The sequence below is a fragment of the Ruegeria sp. BHSB056 genome (assembly GCF_059613305.1).
This window is the reverse complement of sequence record NZ_JBXWSG010000001.1, coordinates 81,491-101,606: the sequence shown is the minus strand read 5'-3', so window position 1 is coordinate 101,606 and position 20,116 is coordinate 81,491. Positions and strand designations below refer to the sequence as shown.

The 20,116-nt window shown below is 57.8% G+C and carries 16 protein-coding genes; 5 read left to right on the top strand and 11 right to left on the bottom strand.

The window, feature by feature from the left end:
- Positions 1–63: 63 nt before the first annotated feature.
- Both mfd and AC2FND_RS00510 read right to left on the bottom strand, forming a co-directional pair.
- A complete protein-coding gene (gene mfd / locus AC2FND_RS00515; protein ID WP_496767274.1) occupies positions 64–3,522 on the bottom strand; it encodes a transcription-repair coupling factor in 3,459 nt (1,152 codons plus the stop codon).
- Between the two features lie 21 nt (positions 3,523–3,543).
- Entirely contained in the window at positions 3,544–4,068 is a 525-nt protein-coding gene (locus tag AC2FND_RS00510) for a component of SufBCD complex (RefSeq protein WP_496767335.1), read from the bottom strand.
- Between the two features lie 119 nt (positions 4,069–4,187).
- On the opposite strand from AC2FND_RS00510, the gene hemB reads away from it, so the two are divergent.
- The 4 genes from hemB (at position 4,188) to AC2FND_RS00490 (ending at position 9,034) form a co-directional block, all read left to right on the top strand.
- On the top strand, positions 4,188–5,186 hold the full coding sequence (gene hemB / locus AC2FND_RS00505; RefSeq protein WP_496767272.1) for a porphobilinogen synthase: 999 nt from the start codon (positions 4,188–4,190) through the stop codon (positions 5,184–5,186).
- Positions 5,187–5,329: 143 nt separating this feature from the next.
- Positions 5,330–5,902, top strand: coding sequence for a lipid-binding SYLF domain-containing protein (locus tag AC2FND_RS00500; protein ID WP_209596481.1), 573 nt, complete (start codon positions 5,330–5,332; stop codon positions 5,900–5,902).
- Between the two features lie 165 nt (positions 5,903–6,067).
- Complete coding sequence (locus tag AC2FND_RS00495) at positions 6,068–8,530, top strand: penicillin acylase family protein (RefSeq protein WP_496767271.1); 2,463 nt, start codon at positions 6,068–6,070, stop codon at positions 8,528–8,530.
- Between the two features lie 108 nt (positions 8,531–8,638).
- Positions 8,639–9,034, top strand: coding sequence for a nuclear transport factor 2 family protein (locus AC2FND_RS00490; protein WP_496767269.1), 396 nt, complete (start codon positions 8,639–8,641; stop codon positions 9,032–9,034).
- A gap of 1 nt (position 9,035) precedes the next feature.
- Here AC2FND_RS00490 and AC2FND_RS00485 read toward each other — a convergent pair whose 3' ends face one another.
- The 5 genes from AC2FND_RS00485 to trkA form a co-directional block, all read right to left on the bottom strand.
- On the bottom strand, positions 9,036–9,344 hold the full coding sequence (locus AC2FND_RS00485) for a putative quinol monooxygenase (protein WP_496767267.1): 309 nt from the start codon (positions 9,342–9,344) through the stop codon (positions 9,036–9,038).
- A 20-nt stretch (positions 9,345–9,364) separates the two neighbouring features.
- The gene (gene hflX / locus AC2FND_RS00480; protein ID WP_496767265.1) at positions 9,365–10,636 is read right to left on the bottom strand and encodes a GTPase HflX; all 1,272 of its coding nucleotides are present in this window, start codon (positions 10,634–10,636) and stop codon (positions 9,365–9,367) included.
- The gene (gene hfq, locus AC2FND_RS00475) at positions 10,636–10,875 is read right to left on the bottom strand and encodes an RNA chaperone Hfq (RefSeq protein ID WP_005982826.1); all 240 of its coding nucleotides are present in this window, start codon (positions 10,873–10,875) and stop codon (positions 10,636–10,638) included. The genes hflX and hfq overlap by 1 nt, the downstream gene beginning before the upstream one ends.
- 132 nt (positions 10,876–11,007) lie before the next feature.
- Positions 11,008–12,546, bottom strand: a complete 1,539-nt coding sequence (locus tag AC2FND_RS00470) for a TrkH family potassium uptake protein (RefSeq protein ID WP_496767263.1) — start codon at positions 12,544–12,546, stop codon at positions 11,008–11,010.
- Positions 12,546–13,922, bottom strand: coding sequence for a Trk system potassium transporter TrkA (gene trkA, locus AC2FND_RS00465; RefSeq protein ID WP_496767261.1), 1,377 nt, complete (start codon positions 13,920–13,922; stop codon positions 12,546–12,548). The genes AC2FND_RS00470 and trkA overlap by 1 nt, the downstream gene beginning before the upstream one ends.
- Positions 13,923–14,018: 96 nt before the next feature.
- Here trkA and AC2FND_RS00460 point away from each other — a divergent pair, with 96 nt between their 5' ends.
- Complete coding sequence (locus AC2FND_RS00460) at positions 14,019–14,498, top strand: hypothetical protein (RefSeq protein WP_496767259.1); 480 nt, start codon at positions 14,019–14,021, stop codon at positions 14,496–14,498.
- Between the two features lie 41 nt (positions 14,499–14,539).
- Here the strand turns inward: AC2FND_RS00460 and AC2FND_RS00455 are convergent, their stop codons facing one another.
- Genes AC2FND_RS00455 through AC2FND_RS00440 form a run of 4 tightly spaced genes read right to left on the bottom strand, consistent with a single transcriptional unit; the run spans position 14,540 to position 20,056 of the window.
- Positions 14,540–15,706 (bottom strand): MFS transporter, encoded by a 1,167-nt coding sequence (locus AC2FND_RS00455; protein ID WP_496767257.1) that lies wholly within the window; start codon positions 15,704–15,706, stop codon positions 14,540–14,542.
- A gap of 43 nt (positions 15,707–15,749) precedes the next feature.
- Positions 15,750–16,343: a helix-turn-helix domain-containing protein gene (locus AC2FND_RS00450; protein WP_496767255.1), complete on the bottom strand. Its 594-nt coding sequence runs from the start codon at positions 16,341–16,343 to the stop codon at positions 15,750–15,752.
- 42 nt (positions 16,344–16,385) lie between these two features.
- Positions 16,386–17,795 carry a nitrogen assimilation response regulator NtrX gene (gene ntrX / locus AC2FND_RS00445; RefSeq protein ID WP_209596509.1) on the bottom strand — a complete coding sequence of 470 codons (1,410 nt, stop codon included), beginning with the start codon at positions 17,793–17,795 and terminating at the stop codon, positions 16,386–16,388.
- The gene (locus AC2FND_RS00440) at positions 17,792–20,056 is read right to left on the bottom strand and encodes a sensor histidine kinase NtrY-like (protein ID WP_496767254.1); all 2,265 of its coding nucleotides are present in this window, start codon (positions 20,054–20,056) and stop codon (positions 17,792–17,794) included. The genes ntrX and AC2FND_RS00440 overlap by 4 nt, the downstream gene beginning before the upstream one ends.
- Positions 20,057–20,116: the final 60 nt, after the last annotated feature.

Genomic DNA, 20,116 nt, shown 5'->3' with positions numbered 1-20,116 from the left:
GCCGTAAGTATCCCGGGGGAGATGCGCGGAACGCGCAGCGGGGGCAGAGCCCCTTCTCACATCTCAACCTGCTTTGACCTTTTTTTGCGCCGCGACCACTTTTTCAGCAAGATCCCGGGCAATTGCAAAAGCCCCTTTGATCTTGTCGCTGTCCTTTTTCCAGTCCCGGCGCACGACGATTTTGTTGTCTTTGACCTTGGCCATACCGCGTTGTTTCTGAATGAACTCAACCAGTCCCTGCGGCGAGGCGAATTTGTCATTGTGAAACTGGATGGTCGCGCCTTTCGGCCCGCCGTCAAGCTTTGCGATCCCGGCGCGTTTACACATGGCCTTGATCCGCACAACCAGCATCAAGGTATTCACCTCTTTCGGCAATTTGCCAAAACGGTCGATCAATTCCGCAGCAAAGCCTTCCAGTTCGACTTTTGTCGACAGCGATGACAGGCGGCGATAGAGCCCCAGGCGCACATCCAGATCTGGCACGTAGTTCTCGGGGATCAGAACCGGCACACCCAGATTGATCTGCGGGGCCCATTGATCGTCCGCATCCGACAGCCCCTCCATCTCGCCGGCTTTGATCTTGGCAATCGCCTCTTCCAGCATGGATTGGTAAAGCTCGTAGCCGACATCGCGCATCTGGCCGGATTGTTCTTCACCCAACAGGTTGCCCGCACCACGTATGTCAAGGTCCTGCGAGGCCAGAGTGAACCCGGCCCCCAACGTATCCAGCGAGCCCAGAACACGCAGGCGTTTCTCGGCGGCAGCGGTCAATTTCTGACGCAGTTTGGTGGTCAGGTAAGCATAGGCACGGGTTTTCGAGCGCCCCACCCTGCCCCGGATTTGATAGAGCTGCGCAAGGCCAAACATGTCCGCGCGGTGCACGACCATCGTATTCGCCGTCGGAATATCCAGCCCGCTTTCGACGATTGTCGTGGCCAGCAGCACGTCGAATTTCCCGTCATAAAACGCGTTCATCCGATCATCGAGCTCACCCGCTGCCATCTGGCCATGGGCGACCACATAAGTGAGCTCAGGCAGTTGATCTTTCAGAAATTCTTCGATCTCAGGCAGGTCCGAGATGCGCGGTACTACATAGAAACTCTGCCCCCCACGATAGTGTTCACGCAGCAGCGCTTCTCGGATTGTAACGGCATCGAACTCGCTGACATAGGTGCGGATCGCCAGTCGGTCGATTGGAGGTGTTCCGATAATCGACAGGTCGCGCACGCCGGTCAACGACAGTTGCAGCGTGCGCGGGATCGGTGTCGCGGTCAGGGTCAGCACGTGAATGTCTGAGCGCAGTTGTTTCAGCCGTTCCTTATGTCCCACGCCAAAATGCTGTTCCTCGTCGATGATCAAAAGCCCCAGATTGTTGAACCGTATGTTCTTGGCCAAAAGAGCGTGCGTTCCGATCACAATGTCCACTGTCCCGCGGGCCAGCCCGTCACGGGTTTTCTGGGCTTCTTTTGACGAAACAAAGCGCGACAATTGCCGCACCTCCAGCGGGAACCCCCGAAAGCGCTCTCTGAAACTCGCGGCATGCTGGCGGGACAGCAGGGTCGTGGGCGCTACAACCGCAACCTGAACGCCCGACATGGCGGCGACAAATGCGGCGCGCATGGCAACCTCGGTCTTGCCAAAGCCGACGTCACCGCAGATCAGACGATCCATTGGTGCGCCGGAATGGATATCTTCCATCACATCCGAGATCGCTCGCAACTGGTCTTCGGTTTCCTGATACGGGAATCGCGCGCTGAATTCCTCCCACGCGTGGGGCGGCGGATCCATGACCGGGGCTTTGCGCAACGCGCGTTCAGCGGCGATGCGGATCAGCTTATCGGCCATCTCGCGGATGCGCTCTTTCAGCTTGGCCTTCTTTGCCTGCCATGCGCCACCGCCCAAACGGTCCAGCAGACCTTCGTCATGTCCGTATTTCGACAGCAGTTCTATGTTTTCGACCGGCAGGTACAGCTTTGCCTGTTCAGCATATTCCAGCAACAGGCATTCATGGGCGGCACCGGCTGCGGTGACGACCTCCATTCCCATGTAACGACCTATGCCGTGATCCACGTGTACAACCAGATCACCAGGACTGAGCGATTGGGTTTCGGTCAGAAAGTTTTCAGCCTTGCGGCGCTTTTTGGGCTGACGGATCAGCCGGTCGCCCAGCACATCCTGTTCAGCGATCACTGTTAGATCAGGAGTTTCGAACCCGTGCTCCAACGCCCAGACGGCAAGGTGCAAGCCGCGTTTTCCAATGCGGGTGCCATTGGCCACATGTATCGCCTCGGCCAACCCTTCGTCTTCGATCAGGCCGGTCAGGCGTTCCCGTGCGCCATCGGAATATGAGGCGATCAGCACCGGGCCTTTGTCGAGCTTTGCAGTGATGTGACTGGCCAAAGCACCGAACAGGCTGATGCTTTCCTGCTGGCGTTCCGGTGCAAAGTTGCGCCCGATGCGTCCGCCCACGTCGATGACACCGGGGCCAGAGGCTTGCGGCAGCGGGCTGAACTGCAAAACCCGACGATCCGCGACCGCCGCCTCCCAGGCGGTATCGTCAAGATACAACAACCCCGGAGGTGTGGGTTTATAGACCGTGTCCATGCGGGATCGGTTTTCCAGCGCCAGTCGCCGGGTTTCGTACTGATCCGCAATCGTATCCCAACGCGCCAGACGCGCGGGCGTCACCTGATCATCGACAGTGATCACCGCATCCGGCAAATAGTCGAACAATGTCTCCAGTTTTTCGTGGAAGAACGGCAGCCAGTGTTCGATCCCCTGATGTTTGCGGCCCGCGCTTACGGCCTCATACAATGGGTCATCTGTACCGGCGGCACCAAATTCAATGCGATAGTTCTGGCGGAACCGGGTTATGGCGGCCTCGTCCAGGATGACTTCGGACACCGGTGCAAGTTCAACGATGTCCAGCTTTTCGGTTGTTCGCTGGGACGCCGGATCAAAGCGTCGCGCACCGTCCAGAACGTCGCCGAACAGGTCCAGCCGAACCGGGCCCGTCTCTCCCGGAGGGAAGATGTCGATGATGCCGCCACGGATGGCGTAATCGCCGGGTTCCATCACCGTTGGACTTTGTGTGAACCCCATACGCACCAGAAAGTTTCGCAGAGCGGTTTCATCTATGCGATGGCCAACTCGGGCAGTAAACGCCGCCTCACGCAATACCTCTCGTGCCGGGACGCGTTGGGTCGCGGCGTTCAGCGTGGTCAGCAATACATACTGTTGGGGCATCTGGTGAACCAGCGCCGCCAGTGTGGCGACGCGCGCCGCTGAGATATCCGCATTGGGCGAGACCCGATCATAAGGAAGGCAATCCCAGCCCGGAAACACAAAGACAGGCATCTGAGGCGCAAAGAACGCCAGTGCGGAACGCATCGCTTCCATCCGCTTGTCATCGCGTGCGACATGGGCCACCGGCCCCTTGCTGCGGGCAATCTCGTTCAGCACCAGCTGCGCGTCAAACCCTTCGGGGGCACCGCCAACTGTCACGTGGTTCGGAGCCTTCATCGCCTCGCCTTTCAGAATCTTCTATCCCAGAACGCCAATCGAAAGGTTCTGATACATGCCCCAGAGCGAAGTGACCAGTATCGAGATCATACCGATGATCTGGGTGTACAGGCGGCAGCGGGAAATTGTTTTAGAGACAGTTTCGAGCGTCAAGTCCTGCCGCCTGAGGCGCCTTGCGTGTGCAATGTTCACCAAAAGCACCAAGGTCATTGGGAACAAAAGCAAAAAAAGGGCCTGCGCGAACTCAACATCATAATAGAACCCAAGCGTGGCCATCCCGGTAAACAGAAAACATCCAAACGCCAGAAGGATGGTTCCAGACATGTCGACAATCAACAGAATCCGGTTTGTATGGATGCGAACGATGTCGAGCAGATCGGTTTCGACCTGACCTCCGATCCGGCGGGCGCGGACAACCAGATCGTACGGGATGCCCATCACCCAGTGGCTGGCCGACGACCAGAGTACCGCCAGTACGATCCAGAACCACAGATTCGAAAAGCTGCGCATGTCGATGAGTTCAAAGATCGAAGAGTACCAGTCCAAACCCAACCCTTTATTCGCACTACTCAGGGGGGTTCCATCTAGGCGCGCGTCCATTGATACCCTTGAGACCTTTGTGAATTCATGCCACCCAATGCACGAATGTTCAAGGAGAACGCGCCATGAAACCGACCATTGCCCCATTTCCCATGACCCGCTTTCGCCGCGCCCGTCAATCACAGGCAATTCGTGCGCTGGTGCGTGAGAACACGCTGACAACGGATGACCTGATCTGGCCGGTTTTCGTGCGCGATGGCGAAGGTATTGAAGAGCCCGTGCCTTCGATGCCTGGTGTGGTTCGCAGATCGGTTGACCTGATTGCCAAAGCGGCAGTCGAGGCCCAGGCCCTTGGGATTCCTGCGATTTGCCTCTTTCCCTATACCGACCCTGCGCTGAAAACCGAAGACTGCGCCGAGGCATGGAACCCCGACAACCTGTCAAACCGGGCCATTCGGGCAATCAAGGCGGCGGCTCCGGACATTGCTGTAATGACGGATGTGGCACTTGACCCGTATAACATCAACGGCCACGACGGATATGTCGTTGAGGGAGAAATCGTGAACGACCAGACCGTCGAGGCACTGGTAAAGATGACGCTGGCACAAGCCGACGCCGGTGCGGATATCATCGGCCCGTCGGACATGATGGACGGCCGGATCGGGGAGATGCGTCGCGCGCTGGAAGGTGCAGGCCATCACAACGTGACGATCCTCAGCTATGCCGCAAAATACGCCAGTGCGTTTTATGGCCCCTTCCGCGATGCGGTCGGTGCATCGGGGGCCCTGACGGGCGACAAGAAGACCTACCAGATGGACCCCGCAAACTCGGACGAGGCCTTGCGCCTGATCGAACGCGACCTGACTGAAGGCGCGGATATGGTGATGATCAAGCCGGGCATGCCTTATCTGGATATCTGCCGCCGCGTGAAAGACAGTTTCGGTGCGCCGACATATGCCTATCAGGTATCGGGCGAATACGCGATGATTCAGGCCGCAGCCCAAAACGGTTGGATCGATGGCGAGAAGGTGATGCTGGAAAGCCTTCTGGCCTTCAAACGCGCCGGATGCGACGGAATTCTGACCTATTTCTCTCCTCAGGTTGCACGCATTCTGCAGGGATAAAGCCCGCAAGTTTCGCGATATTTCGCCGATAAGATTGCCTGAACGGGCAGCTTTCCCGTGACACATCGCCCTGATCGGCGTATCCTTGCCGCCAAGACCGGGATCACCCGGCATATCAGGCACAGTTACAGAGATATAAAACCATGAGCAGTTCCAACTCCCCCCGACTGAATCGTCGCGGCTTTGCCTTGGGCATGGCAGGTCTGAGCTTGACCGCCGCCTGCGGCAACGGTGTCGGCAATTCCAACGCAGCAACAATCGACGCCCGTGTCGACGCCACCCTGACCGAGATGTACAGCCGCTATCCCAATACGGTTGAGATTGCGAACAAGGCCAACGGCATGCTGGTCATGCCGCTGATTACCGAAGCCGGTTTCGTGTTCGGTGGCGGTTACGGTCGCGGCGCGCTGCGCATCAACGGTGCAACAGTTGACTTTTACTCGGCCGTCAAGGGCACGGCCGGGCTACAGATCGGTGCGCAGCAATATGCGCATGTTCTGTTTTTCATGACCGAAGACGCCCTAAACGACTTCCGTCGTTCCAGTGGTTGGACAGCCGGAGCGGATATTGGCTATGTGGTCAGCGATCAGGGCGATTCCCTGTCGACAGACACAACGACACTGCGCTCGCCCGTTCTGGCTGCCATTTTCGGACAGGCTGGGCTTCAGATCGGTGCGACCGTGGAAGGCACGAAATATACCCGCATTATTCCATAATTCGGGCATCCCACTTCTTCCGACGAACCCCATCACGGCGGAATGCTGCGGTGGGGTGTTTGTTTTCATCCTTTCCGCACAGGTTCTTGCCGCGTTCCTCTTTCGGTTGGACCCGCCATCCACTAATCTCCGCGCAACCTTCATGTACTAGAATTTGGGGCAGTAATGGGTCTTGTTTTCCGCTGGCTGGTGCGCATCGTGTCGGGTCTGATCATGCTGATCCTCGCCGCAATGGGCCTTGTCTATTTTCTGGCCAGCCAATCCCTGCCGGATTATGACCAGACACTCGAAGTCAACGGGTTGACCGCTCCGGTTGAGATCGTGCGCGACACCGCCAATGTGCCGCACATTCTGGCCCAAAATGACCCGGATGTGTTTTTCGGTCTTGGATATGCCCACGCGCAGGATCGGTTGTGGCAGATGACAGTCATGCGCCGCACTGCACAGGGCCGCTTGTCCGAGATCTTTGGACCGCGCACCCTGCGCGTTGACAAGCTGCTGCGCCGGCTGGATCTGTACGGCCTTGCCCATCGCTCGGTCGAGGTACAGGACGACTATACCAAGGCCGCCCTTCGTGCTTATGCGGCCGGGGTCAACGCACGCCTGACCGAGATCAACGACGAGGCATTGGGGCGCGGCGCGCCTGAGATGTTCCTGTTCAATGCACCCGTCTCGCCCTGGCAACCGGGCGACAGTATTGCCGTGATCAAGCTTATGGCACTGCAACTGTCCGGTCACCTGACAGACGAGGTTCTGCGGGCGCGTACGTCTTTGATGCTAAGCAACCCTGACAGACTGGCAGACATTCTGCCCGATGTTCCCGGCCCCGGCATTGCTGCGCTGCCTGAATACGCTTCGCTGTTTCCCAACCTGCCGCGCTATGCCGCTGGTATAAGTTTTCCCGAAACGCCTCTGTCACCTCTTCCCAAACGCGGGCTGGCGGGGGCATCAAACGCCTGGACTGCTGCGCCTTCGCGCTCGGCAAGCGGTGGGACGTTGCTGGCCAACGACCCACATCTGGGCTTCACAGCACCCGGCGTGTGGTATCTGGCGCATCTTGGTCTGGCAAAGGGAAGCGTCATTGGGGCCTCGATCCCAGGTATTCCCGCAATCATGACCGGCCGCAGTGACCGTTTGGGTTGGGGGGTGACGTCGTCCTATCTTGACGATCAGGACATTCATATTGAGCAGCTGAATCCGGACAACCCCGAAGAATACCTGACCCCGGATGGCTATAAGGAGTTCCAGACCCGTCCTTCGATCATTGAAATCAAAGGGGAAGCTCCGGTTACATTGACGTTGCGCTGGACTGAAAACGGGCCGGTTTTGCCCGGTACGGATTACAAGCTGGAAACTATCACACCGCCAGGCCATGTCGCGTCTTTGTCCTGGACTGCGCTCAGCCCGCAAGACACTTCGATGACGGCGTCCATGGCCCTGATGAACGCGGACAAGGTGCAGGACGCCATAACCGTGGCGCAGCAATTCATTGCGCCTTCGCAGAACCTGTCACTGGTCGACAAAACGACGATAGGGATGAAACTGATTGGCGCCATGCCCCGGCGTGATCTGCAAAACCAAAGCCGCGGACGCATTCCGACACCCGGCTGGATCGAAGCAAACCGCTGGCAAGGCCGCCTGCCCTACTCCAACAACCCGGAATTCGTGGCCCCTGCCGGTGGCGTTCTGGGCAACACCAACAACAAGATCATCGACCGCCCGTTCCCGGATCATGTGTCCTACGAGTGGGGTGACACTCAGCGCGTACATCGCTGGGAACGCCTGATGCAATCGCGTGAGGTACATACCCGCGACAGTTTCATTGAGGCGCAACTGGATACGGTCAGTTTCACCGCGCGCTCTCTGCTGCCGCTGATCGGTGCTGACCTTTGGTACACCGGTGCCTCGGCCCCTGAAGGGACGCCCGAACGACAGCGCCAGATTGCGCTGTCGCTGCTGGCGGACTGGAACGGCGAGATGAACGAGCACCTGCCCGAACCGCTGATCTATGCAGCCTGGGTGCGGGCGCTTCAGATCCGCCTGATTTCGGACGAGCTTGGGCCGCTGGCCAGCGAATTCAAACACGTCGAGCCCCTGTTCATCGAACGGGTCTATCGTGACATTGATGGCGCCGGTGTCTGGTGCGATGTACGACAAAGCGCGCCGGTTGAAACCTGTACCGAAATGGCACGACTTGCGCTGGATGACGCGCTGATCTGGATCACCGAACGCTACGGCAGCGCACTGGAATCCCTGCGCTGGGGTGATGCCCATCAGGCAACCCACGACCACCCGGTTCTGGGGAACGTGCCTATACTTCGGTATTTTGTGAACATTCGCCAATCGACCAGTGGCGGCGACAACACCTTGCTGCGCGGGCGCACGTCGGGCGAAGGGCTCGACCCGTTTCAGAACGTGCACGGGGCGGGCTATCGCGGTGTGTATGACTTTGCTGATCCCAACAGTTCGGTCTTTATCACGGCTACCGGCCAATCGGGCCATTTCCTGTCGCGCTATTACGATGATCAGGCGCAGCTGTGGCGGCGTGGCGAATATATTCCCATGTCGCTGGACCTTGACCTTGCCCGCGCCGCTGCTGTCGGAGTGACCAATCTGATCCCACGTTAAGCATCAGGGTTTCGGCGACTCCCCGCCCCTTTTTGCCCGGACCGTGGACGCCATGCGGCAGTTTCGCCTACCATCACCGGGCGAACTGTTTCGGACCAGGGGGAAACTATGGCCAGCATTCGGGATACTCTGAACAACCTTGCCCGGGATTACGCAATTGCCTGGAGTTCAGGTGACGCCGATGCCGTTGCCAGTTTTTACACGCAGGACGGTCGGATCACAACCAACCGGGGTGAGCCTGTCGAAGGGCGTGCCGCGATTGCCGAAATGGCCCGAGAAGTCTATTCCGATTTTCCGGATCTGGAAGTGCGGTGCGACATGATGCGATGGGCTGGCTCTCACGCCCTGTTTGTCTGGACACGTGAGGGGCATCATGCTCAGACTGGCAACCATGTTATCGCGCGTGGCTGGGATGAATGGGAACTTGCGCCCGATCATCTTGTACAGTCATCAGTCGGCTGGTTCGACACCGATGACTTACAGCGACAACTTGAAGGCACGTGACTTAGGTCGTCTTTTTGCCAGCGGTTTCAATATTGTAACTCCGCGGTATTCCCAGTGTAATCAGAAACCACTCGGATGCCTTCGTCCGCTGCTGATGCACATCAAAGGCCTGCTGATTCACAAAAACCTCTGATACAGTGAACCGTCCGGGTGTGATCTGGTCCTCGACAATGTCGAACGACAGGCAACCCTCTTCCGCCTTTGTTAGGGCGATATGCATGGGCAGAGCGGCGCGCACATCGTCCAGACGGTCCGCTGGAACATCAATAAATCCGGTCAGAAATATTCTTTGATCCGATTTATCAGTCATGTTCCGCCATTTCGCTGTTTCTATAGTGTGTCGAATTGGGCGGCCTGCTTATCCGTCCAAAGGACAGTGATGCGGAACCCGTCTTCGCTCTGCTTTTCGGATTGTACAACATCCTGCCGGAACAACCACGCCCGCTTGTTCCCTTCCGCAAAGGTCAGGTTCAGAACAACCTCGTGCCGGGCCCCTTGCAGGATTGCCGCAATCTCGGACAGCAAAGGGATCACGCCTTCGCCGGTAACCGCCGAAATGGCAAATATGGCCGGATCGCGATCCGCCCTCGCCAATGTGGCATTTTTTTCTTCGGTGCTCAGCAAGTCAGTCTTGTTCCAAACCTCAAGCCGGGGACGTTCTTCGTCGACACCAAGCGAGGTCAGGATTGCTTCGACATCCTGCGCCTGTGCTTCGGTTTCTTCATGGCTGATATCACGCACATGAACAATCAGATCAGCGCCCAACACTTCTTCAAGCGTGGCCCGAAAAGACGCCACAAGCTCGGTCGGCAGGTTCGAGATAAAACCCACCGTATCCGACAGGATAACTTCCGGGCCATCGGGCAGTTGCACGCGGCGCATGGTAGGGTCCAGCGTGGCAAACAGCATGTCCTTGGCCAACACTTCGGCCCCGGTCAGCCGATTGAACAGAGTAGATTTCCCGGCATTGGTATATCCAACCAATGCAACGATTGGATATGGCACCTTGGCCCGCGCGGCACGGTGCAACGTGCGGGTCTTGACCACTTTCTGCAATTGGCGACGCAGACGCACCAGTTGTTCATCAATGGCGCGGCGGTCGGCTTCAATCTGGGTCTCGCCGGGTCCGCCGACAAATCCCAAACCGCCACGCTGACGTTCAAGGTGGGTCCAGGCCCGCACCAGCCGTGTCCGCTGATAGCTGAGCGCAGCCATTTCGACCTGCAACACCCCTTCACGGGTGCGCGCACGGTCGCTGAAAATCTCAAGGATCAGCCCGGTCCGGTCGAGGATCTTGACCTTCCATGCCTTTTCCAGATTGCGCTGCTGAACCGGTGTTACCGGTCCATCGATCAGAACCAGTTCAACCTCGTTTTCACGAAGCCGCTCACCCAGTTCTTCGATCTTGCCACTGCCAAACAAATAGCCGGGTTGGGCACGTTGCAGGCGTACGATTTCAGACCCGATCACATCCAGATCGGGCAAAGCAGCAGCCAGCGCAACCGCCTCGGCCAGCGCTGGTTCAGGAACGCGGCGCTGTTCATCTGATTTGATTTCGGGATGCAGCACCCAGGCCCGGGTGCGCGTCCGGTCATGTTCCATCAAGAGGCGTCTTCGCCCTCATACAGGTTGATCGGCTGAGATGGCATGATGGTTGATATCGCGTGTTTGTACACCAGCTGCGACTGTCCGTCGCGGCGCAACAATACACAGAAATTGTCGAACCAGGTGATCACACCCTGCAATTTCACGCCATTGATCAGGAAAATTGTAACCGGAACCTTAGCTTTCCGTACATTGTTCAGGAAAGCATCCTGAAGATTCTGTCTGTCCGAAGCCATATTTTGATAATCTCGCCATTGTTCTTGCTACGCGTTGCGGACCAACGCGCTCCCTCCCGGTAAGTATGGAGTGCCGCGGTAAGATATTCCAGACGAAAAATTAAGCACTAAAGACGACGGGATCCAACCGGTTCAATCCCGCCACAGCGAAGGGGTGATCAGGGCGATGATCGCAAGCGTCTCGAGCCGACCAATGACCATCGCCGCGCACAGCGTCAGCTTGGCCCCTGCGGACAGGTCGATCACCCGGATCGGCACGTCAGTAGCCAATTCAATCAGTGGACCTGTTGTGCTGAGTGTCGCGACACTGAGCACCATGGCCTGTTCGAACCCGGCCCCCATCGCGGCCAGCAAAACGTTGAACACTGCCAATGTCAGCGCGAAGAGCATCAGAAATATCCAGGCGATAAACGCGCCGTCCCTTTGAATGCGTCGGTTGCCGCCTCCAACCCCGCTGACCGACGAGGGATAGATCAACCGGTCGATCTCGCGCGCACCGTTCAGGTACAGTGCAAAGACCCGCAGTAATTTCACGCCGCCAGCCGTGGTCGCAACCCCGCCACCGATCAGGGCCAGCCCCATCAGCAACAATCCGGGCGTTCCCAGGCCCGACAGTTGCTGCGCGTCATCCCAGTTTGCGCTTTCAAACCCTGCTGTTGTCAGGAAAGCCAGAACAGTGAACAGCATACCCCAAATGACCTGCAATGCCTGCAAAGGTTCAATTTGCCTGCCGATTTCCGTAACGCCTGCAATAACGCGAAAGAACAGTAGCGCTGCAACGGCCAGAACAATCATCAGGCCAATGCGAAACTCCGGGTCCGTATCCAGGCGGGAATAACCGGACGTTGCCGTGTCGGTCGAAAACGTCAGGCGCGAAAGGGCAAAGAACAGGAACAAAAACAGGATCGCCTCACCCGTGAAGCCCGCCTGCGCGCCTTCCATGCCGCCCACCGGAGAAATTCCGGACGTCGCCATGACCGACATTGCGTGACAAACGGCTGTCAATCCGGTTTCGCCTGCGATCAGAAGAAGGATCCAGATCACGGCCGTCAACCCGGCATAGACCGGGGTCAGTCCCTTTGCCACACGGAGCAGTCGACCGCGCGGATCAACGCGTTCGCTTTGCGCAACACCCGATACCGGGCGACCCGGCTGACCGCGGGCCGTGACCTCGAACCCACCCAGCGACAAAGGCGCAAGGATTGCCGCGGCGGCAATCCACATCAGCAAACCGCCCATCCATCCAACCAAGGCGCGCCACAGGTGCAGCGGTGCCGTCAGGCGGTCTGGATCCGGAAACAGATCTGCCCCCGTGGTTGTCAGGGCACTGACCATGTCAAAATAGGCGTTCAGGAATGTGGTCGTTCCCAGCGCATCGTGAAATGGAATTGCAAGAAAGACGGGAAGAATGGTGAAACATGCAAGCATCACCGCCAATTGCCCCAATGTTCCGCGCCTTGGCACACGGTTGGACGAGGCCAGTGCGACACTGACGACCAGAAACAACCCAATGATACCGGAATACAAAAACGACCGGGATGTATCGTGATCATCCAGCGCCAGCGCGTAAACTGCCGGAATCCACATGGCCAGTGACGCAATAGCCCAGATCAGAAGAAACAGCGGCAACCGCCGCAATAGCCCGATCTGTTGTATCCCCGCATGCGCCATCAGAAGAAATCGATTGAAACCTGCATCAGGCGTTCGACCTCAGGCACGTCGTTGGCCATGGCAAAGATCGCGACGACATCCTTTTCATCGATCCTGAGGCTGCCCGTCGGTCGCATAACCTCATCTCCTTTGCGCACGGCCCCCACCAGTACGCCCTCGGGAAAATCGATGTCGCGCAGCCTTTGACCCGCCATGGGAGAGGTTGACAGAACCTCAGCCTCGATCACTTCGGCCTCAGCATCTCCGATCGAGTAGACCTGTCGCACCCGGCCATGACGGATGTGGCGCAAGATCGAACTGACGGTGGTTGCGCGCGGATTGATATACGCATCAATCCCCAAAGGTCCCATCAGGGCCACCATACTGGGATCATTGATCAAAGCGATCGCCAGGGCACAACCCTCGGACTTGGCGCGTACAGCGGCCAGCATGTTCGTGCGGTCATCATCCGTAACCGCCAGCATTGCATCCGCCCTTTCGATACCGGCCTCGCTCAACAAACCGGCATCCAGACCATCACCGTGCAGCACAATCGTTCGTTCCAGCGCCTCGGCGGCGATCTCGGCACACCGCCGATCCCGCTCGACAATCTTGGCGCGCACGCGGCTCTTTTGTTCTTCCAGAGTTCGTGCCACTTCAAGCCCGACATTGCCCCCGCCCACGATCACCACACGATCCTGACGCTTTTGGGTCTTGCCAAACACTTCCATGGTGCGATCCACGTCTTTTACATTGGTAAAGACGTAGCATTCATCGCCTACAAACAACTGATCCTCGGATTCTGGTGCAAAAAGCGTGCCATCGCGACGCACCCCGACTACGATCGAACTGAGCGTCGAGAACAAATCGGTCAATTGCCGCAAGGGTGTGTTCACAATCGGGCAGTCTTCATCCACGCGAATACCCAAAAGCTGCGCCTTGCCGTCCATGAAAATCTCGGTGTCGAAGGCGGACGGGGCCGACAGGCGGCGCATCGCGGCTGCGGCCACTTCGCGTTCTGGGCTGATCACCACATCAATCGGCAGATGATCGCGCCGGTAAAGGTCCGAGTGGATCGCTTCAAGATAGGATTTTGACCGCAGTCGCGCGATCTTGCGCTGGATCGAAAAGACCGAATGCGCCATTTGGCAAGTGACCATGTTCACTTCATCCGAATGGGTCGCAGCGATAATCATGTCCGCATCGCGCGCGCCTGCCCTTTCAAGCACATCGGGATAACTTGCAAACCCGGCGATCCCCTGCACGTCCAGCGTTTCGGTCGCCCGCCGAACCAGGTCGGGATTGTTGTCGACAACGGTGACGTCGTTCAATTCACCCGAAAGGTGCCGCGCAATCTGCCAGCCGACCTGACCCGCGCCGCAAATAATGACCTTCATGTTTCTGGCCCTTCTGCCTGAAAGGATTGAATGACAGATGCCCCCAAAGCGGTCAATTGAATTGTCATCGCTGATCAGCTGCGGCAAGATAAGCATATGAAAACGCTGTTTCCTATGCTTGTGCCGCTGATGGTGCTGTCCTCGTGCGGGCCGCTCTCGCTTTATTATCGCGAGGGTGAAACCGTGTCACGTCTGCAAAAAGAGACCACCAAGTGCCAGCTTAGGGCGGTCAAAGAGGTGCCGGTTGCCAATCAGATCCGCCAAAGCCCGCCGACTTATTGGCCCGGGCGCACATATTGCGACGGCAGAGGTCGTTGCTATCAATCCCCGGGCTGGTGGCAGCCCGGCAGGGTCTATACCGTCGATGTGAATCAGGGTCTGCGAAACACGGTTGAGGCGCAATGCATGGCCGAAAAGGGATTTCGCCCTGTCAGTTTGCCGCCCTGCAAGCAAAATGTGAAATCGCGGGTACCATTGGCGCGAACAACAACATTGCCGCCCCTCAACAGTGCCTCATGCTTTGTGAAATTCGATGACGGGTCGTTTCAGATCATCACTCCGGGGCAAGCCGGGTAAGCAAAACCACGGTACCGCGCGATTGATCATTCCAGTCCGGTTCAAGCACGTTTGCGCCGCGCGGCAAGCCACAAATGCAGCGCCATGGCAACAGCATAGAACCCTACCACGGCAATCAACATGCCTGCTTCACTGGTCCGCCACAGTATTGCAAGCAAAACAGGTGTGCCCAATAGGTTACCCGCATTCCCCATCTGCGCCATCGCACCATAGCTCAGCGCCTGGCTTTCGGGTGTCGAGTTCAACTGCGGCACCGCTGCAAAACTGCCGCCCTGAACAAGCCCCAGCACCGCAAAAAGCGCAACGCAGACAACGGGCAACGGGGCACCAAGAAACAGCGCGCCTATCGTAAGGATAGACAGCCCGAAACCGAGGGTAACAACAAAAACAGCAGAACAAACGTTCAGCAACACTGGGACGGTAAGCCAGGAAATCACGATCCCGGCCAACGGCATCAGACCCGCAATCATCGCACTGACATCTTCCGGCAATCTTCCCGGAAGAATGGCCAGCAACGAGACAAAGGTCAGCGTGTAAAAGAACCACCCGAGCGCCGGGGCCGACACAAACGCAGAACGATAGGTCTCTACGTGTATGTCAATCAGTGTTCGAACGTTCCAAGAAGGATTGTTCGCCAAAGCCGACGCACTGTTGGGACGGAAAGACACGATCAAGCCGGCGATCAGAAACATCAGCACACCATGGGTAGCAAAATAAACCGGAAGCCCGACCCGAGAGATCAATGGAAGCCCAAGCCATGCGTTCAGGGCAAAGGCGACACCAAAGAAACTGCTCCACAAAACCATTGCCGCGTTGCGCCATTTTCCAATCGTGATTTGCGCAATCAGTGTTGGTGCTGCGACAACGATGGCCAGATGAGAGACCCCTTCGACAACGCGGCTGACCAGCATCAGGCCCAAACCGGGGATACTGGCCTGAAACAGGGACACCGCCCCGCCAAGGATCAAGCCAAACATCAGCAGCCGGACAGGCCCAACCCGCCCGGCTATCGCGCCGGACAATGCACCAAGAATCGCGCCAATCAGGCTGATGACTGACAAAAGCCAGCCAATCTTGTCCGCGTGCGCAGGATAGAGGGCTGCGACCTGAGCAAAAGGAACCGCAATTTTGGCGAATTGGGTCGCCGCACCTAGCCCGGCAAGCCAAAGCAACAAAACCTGTAACAAGATGCGTAATGGATGGGGCATAAGCCGGTTCTACTGCACCCGACCGCACAGGAATACGCATAAATTATGCGCGTCCCGACCGTGCCCCACTGACCAGCCGGACTGGCGTTCCATCCGACAGGTACAACCGTTCCCAGGTGATCTGTCCTGCACTGATCCGGATACGGTCGTGCCGCGCTTCGGAGGTTACAAACGACTTGGGGTTGGGCGCTTGCAAATCCCACCATCCCTCGTCCTGTAGCTCGGCCTCAGCCTGGCGGATTTCGTCCGTCGCAAATTGCCAGAGGGATACGCCAAGCAGTGCCCGTTGGGAGGTTTTCCAGTCCTGCGCCCGCCGGCGGGAATAGGCCAGGCACATGTGGCTGGCCTCCTCAACCAGATGGATGCAGTCGGCCGAGTTCACGACAAGCCGTCTTAACGCGTTGTCATCCGCCCTGAAAGGAGCCAGCGCAGCAAACACCGAGTGTTGTTGATCAGGCGTTGGAAGCTGAACCCCGTTCTCCCATCTGGAAACCGTGGTCTGATCGACCTGCAGAACCTCGGCCAGCGCAGCTTGTTTCAATCCGATCGACCGTCGAAGTCGCTTTAACCGCCTGCCAAAAGCCGGGTAGCCTTCGACGAACCGGCCAGACAGATCAGAGTTCACCGTTCTCGCCATCAGTTCTACACATCCATCTGCCCGTGAACTATGACCCCAGACTCATTCCGCCGGTTCAGGTTCGTCGATTTGCGCGACCCGCGCACCGGATTTGTTCGAGGTCACAACACCCAGCGACTTTAACTTGCGATGCAGCGCACTGCGTTCCATGCCGACAAAGCTGGCGGTGCGGCTGATATTGCCGCCAAAGCGGTTGATCTGGGTCAGCAGATATTCTCGCTCGAACGCTTCGCGGGCCTCGCGCAGCGGCAAAGTGGCCAGCGCACCCGACAAGACAACGCGGCCCGACTCTTCGGCCTTGTCTTCTTCGTTTGGCAGCTCGCGCGCTTCAATCGGGCCGGTGCCGTCACCCAGGATCAAAACACGTTCGATCAGGTTCTTCAGCTGACGCACGTTACCCGGCCAGGTCATGGTCTGAAGCAAAGCGACAGCCTCTTCCGACAGCTCCCGCATGGGCAACCCTTGGGTTTCATTACACATTTCAATGAAATGTTGGGCCAGAACCGGAATATCCTCGCGCCGGTCCTCGAGTGAGGGAACGGTGATCGGTACCACATTCAGGCGGTGATACAGCTCTTCCCGGAAACGTTCGGCCGCGATTTCATCATCAAGATCCTTGTTGGTTGATGAGATCACCCGAAGGTCCACGCGCACTTTGTCCGAGCCACCCACGCGCTGGAATTGCTGATCCACCAGCACACGCAGGATTTTGGACTGTGTACCCAATGGCATGTCGGACACTTCATCAAAATAGACCACGCCGCCGTGGGCTTCTTCCAGCAATCCAGATTCCACGCCGCGTTCGGCTGATTCCCGACCAAACAGAACTTCTTCCACACGCTCAGGCTCAATCCCGGCGCAGTTGACGGTCACGAACGGAGCGTTCGCACGGTTGGAGTGGGCATGGATATAACGCGCAGCGATTTCCTTGCCAGAACCCGCAGGCCCGCGCAACATGACGCGACCGTTTGATTTGGTCACCTTGTCCAACTGCCCCTGCATGGCCCGGAACGACGCGGATTTGCCGATCATATCCGAGTTGTTGACCTCTTTCCGCTTCAGGGACGCGTTCTCGCGCCGCAGACGAGACGTCTCCATCGCGCGGCGGATCACCACCATCAACTGGTCAATGTTAAAGGGCTTCTCGATAAAGTCGTAAGCACCCTGTTTGATGGCCGCTACAGCGATTTCAATGTTGCCGTGGCCGGAAATAATCACCACCGGCACATCCGGGTTATCACGCTTTACCGCCTTGAGAATATCGATCCCGTCCATGCGGCTGTCTTTCAGCCAGATATCCAGAATCAACAGACCCGGCGGTTCGGAATTGATCGACGCCATGCACTCGTCCGAGTTGGCTGCCAGCCGGGTTGAATAGCCTTCGTCCTCCAGAATGTCGGACACCAGCTCGCGAATATCGCGCTCGTCATCTACGATCAGAATGTCGCTCATCTTTGGCCTGCTTTCAGTTTGTTGGTTCTAATTGCCTGCTTCTGTGGCGCAACGGTTGGGGACATACTTACCCCAGGCAAACGGATCACAGCCATTGCGCCAAAATGGCCCTGTCCGTCAAATACCGGCGCGTCCTCAAGGGTCAGCGCGCCGCCGTGCTCTTCTATGATTTTCTTGACAATCGGAAGGCCCAATCCGGTCCCTTCGTCGCGTGTCGTTACATAAGGTTCAAACAAACGCGCCCGGTCCTCCGGCAGACCGATCCCATTGTCTGCAATGGTGATGACTGTACCTGCATCATCGCTTGAAAGAGCCACCTTGATCTGTGGTTTCAGGTTTTCCGTGGTCCCTTTTTCTTTTAAGGTAACAATAGCTTCTCCGGCATTCTTAATCAGGTTGGTCAACGCTTGGTTGAGCATGGTCGCATCTACATCCGCCATGATTGGCTGCTGCGGCAGGTCAGCGTCAATCTGTACGTCCGGCTGTCCCGCCTGCTGCAAAAGAACGGCTTCGCGCACCAGTTCGACTAAGTCCTCTTCGCGGCGAACGGGTTCGGGCATCCGCGCGAACTTGGAAAACTCGTCCACGATACGCCGCAGATCGTTTGTTTGCCGCACGATGACACCGGTCATCGATTCAAGGCTGCCACTGTCTTCCTCATCCAGTTTGCGGGCAAACTTGCGCTTGATGCGCTCTGCGCTGAGTTGGATCGGCGTCAATGGGTTCTTGATTTCATGTGCAATACGGCGGGCCACGTCACCCCACGCTGCCATTCGCTGCGCGCTGACCAGATCGGTTACATCATCAAAGGCAACCACATAGCCTTCCAGCCCGCCATCCTCTCCGCGACGGATGGCCATGCGGACCAGCAGGTTCTCCAGCCGCCCCTTGCGTGTGACCTTGATCTCGCCCTGAACGGCTTCTTGCCCGCTGTCCTTGAGGCTCTCAAACAAAGGCAGAAACTCGGGAACCGCAATGCCGATAGCCAGGTGTTCTTCGCCCCGCGACCAGTCCAGCAAGCGTTCAGCCGAACGGTTGACGAAGGTAACGCACCCATCGGGATCCACGCCGACAACACCGGACGTGACCGAACTGAGCACGGAATCAAACAGGCGACGCCTGCTTTCGATTTGCTGGGTGTTTTCCAGCAGCGTGTCCCGCTGCCCCTTGAGTTGTCGGGTCATCTGGTTGAAATATCGGCCCAACATCGCGATTTCGTCGTCGCTGGCCTCTTCGATCACCTGAACGCTCAAGTCTCCGGCGCCGACCCGCTGCGCCGCCGTGGTCAAACGTCCTACCGGGCGCGACAGGCGTTCGGCAAACCACATCCCCAGCGACATCGCAGCCAGGATCAGGATCAGCGCAAAGCCGAGATACAGCAGGCCGAACTCGAACAGCACCCTGCCCCGTTCACTCTCCAATTGTTGATAAAACTGTGCCGTTTCCTTGGTGTCATCCAGCAGTGTCAACAACTGCCCATCCACCTCGCGGCTGACATACAGGTAACGGTCCAGATAGGCAGTAAGCGGCACCAGCGCACGGAATTCATTATTCGGCCAGTCGGCAATGATCAGCAGCCCCTTATCTGCCGCTTCGGTCATCTGTTCCGCTGTAGGCGCCTCGTAGTTGAACAGATAGGATCGATCCCCGCGCGACCGGATTTCGCCCGTGCCGTCGATGACATAGGCCTCGCGCAATCCGCGCTGAATCCGGGCCTGCCCCTGCGCCAGAACCTCACGCAGTTCGGCATCAGAAATGTAAAATTCCACTGAGCGTGCATTGTTCAGGAACCGCGCTAGGACGGTTGCGTCCTGCGTCAGACCGCTGCGATGTTCCTGCTCATAAGCCTCTGCCGCCGTAAGGGAAGACCCGACAACCTGGCGCACGCGATCCGAAAACCAGCCTTCCAGACCGATATTCACGGTCAGGCCAGCAAAAATGGCGACCGTAACGGTCGGAACCAGCGCAAGCAGCGTAAACGCCCCGATCAGGCGCAAATGCAGGCGCGAGCCTGCCGACTTGGCCCGCCTTGCCGCAATCAGGCTGCCCAACTGACTGAGCACCAAAGCCGCAACGACCAAAACATAGACAAGATCGGCCAGCAGAATCAGCCGCAATGTCGGCGCGGTCGCACCTAGGTCAAAAGGACCAATGACGAGGTATGTGGCAAGCGCCAGAACAGGCCCCATGAGGACCAGCCCAAAGGTGCCGAAATTGCGCAGTTTCCGTGATTTACGCCATCGACCAATCGATGGGATCATCCCGCTCTGTGCTCGGGTTGCCACCGTCTGCCCTCATCCTGATGTGCCGCTTGTGCGGCT

Coding starts and splice junctions, on each gene's coding strand:
- mfd (WP_496767274.1), bottom strand. CDS start 3,522: ATGAAGGCTCCGAACCACGTGACAGTTGGCGGTGCCCCCGAAGGGTTT.
- hemB (WP_496767272.1), top strand. CDS start 4,188: ATGAAACCGACCATTGCCCCATTTCCCATGACCCGCTTTCGCCGCGCC.
- AC2FND_RS00500 (WP_209596481.1), top strand. CDS start 5,330: ATGAGCAGTTCCAACTCCCCCCGACTGAATCGTCGCGGCTTTGCCTTG.
- AC2FND_RS00495 (WP_496767271.1), top strand. CDS start 6,068: ATGGGTCTTGTTTTCCGCTGGCTGGTGCGCATCGTGTCGGGTCTGATC.
- AC2FND_RS00490 (WP_496767269.1), top strand. CDS start 8,639: ATGGCCAGCATTCGGGATACTCTGAACAACCTTGCCCGGGATTACGCA.
- AC2FND_RS00485 (WP_496767267.1), bottom strand. CDS start 9,344: ATGACTGATAAATCGGATCAAAGAATATTTCTGACCGGATTTATTGAT.
- hflX (WP_496767265.1), bottom strand. CDS start 10,636: ATGGAACATGACCGGACGCGCACCCGGGCCTGGGTGCTGCATCCCGAA.
- hfq (WP_005982826.1), bottom strand. CDS start 10,875: ATGGCTTCGGACAGACAGAATCTTCAGGATGCTTTCCTGAACAATGTA.
- AC2FND_RS00470 (WP_496767263.1), bottom strand. CDS start 12,546: ATGGCGCATGCGGGGATACAACAGATCGGGCTATTGCGGCGGTTGCCG.
- trkA (WP_496767261.1), bottom strand. CDS start 13,922: ATGAAGGTCATTATTTGCGGCGCGGGTCAGGTCGGCTGGCAGATTGCG.
- AC2FND_RS00460 (WP_496767259.1), top strand. CDS start 14,019: ATGAAAACGCTGTTTCCTATGCTTGTGCCGCTGATGGTGCTGTCCTCG.
- AC2FND_RS00455 (WP_496767257.1), bottom strand. CDS start 15,706: ATGCCCCATCCATTACGCATCTTGTTACAGGTTTTGTTGCTTTGGCTT.
- AC2FND_RS00450 (WP_496767255.1), bottom strand. CDS start 16,343: ATGGCGAGAACGGTGAACTCTGATCTGTCTGGCCGGTTCGTCGAAGGC.
- ntrX (WP_209596509.1), bottom strand. CDS start 17,795: ATGAGCGACATTCTGATCGTAGATGACGAGCGCGATATTCGCGAGCTG.
- AC2FND_RS00440 (WP_496767254.1), bottom strand. CDS start 20,056: ATGATCCCATCGATTGGTCGATGGCGTAAATCACGGAAACTGCGCAAT.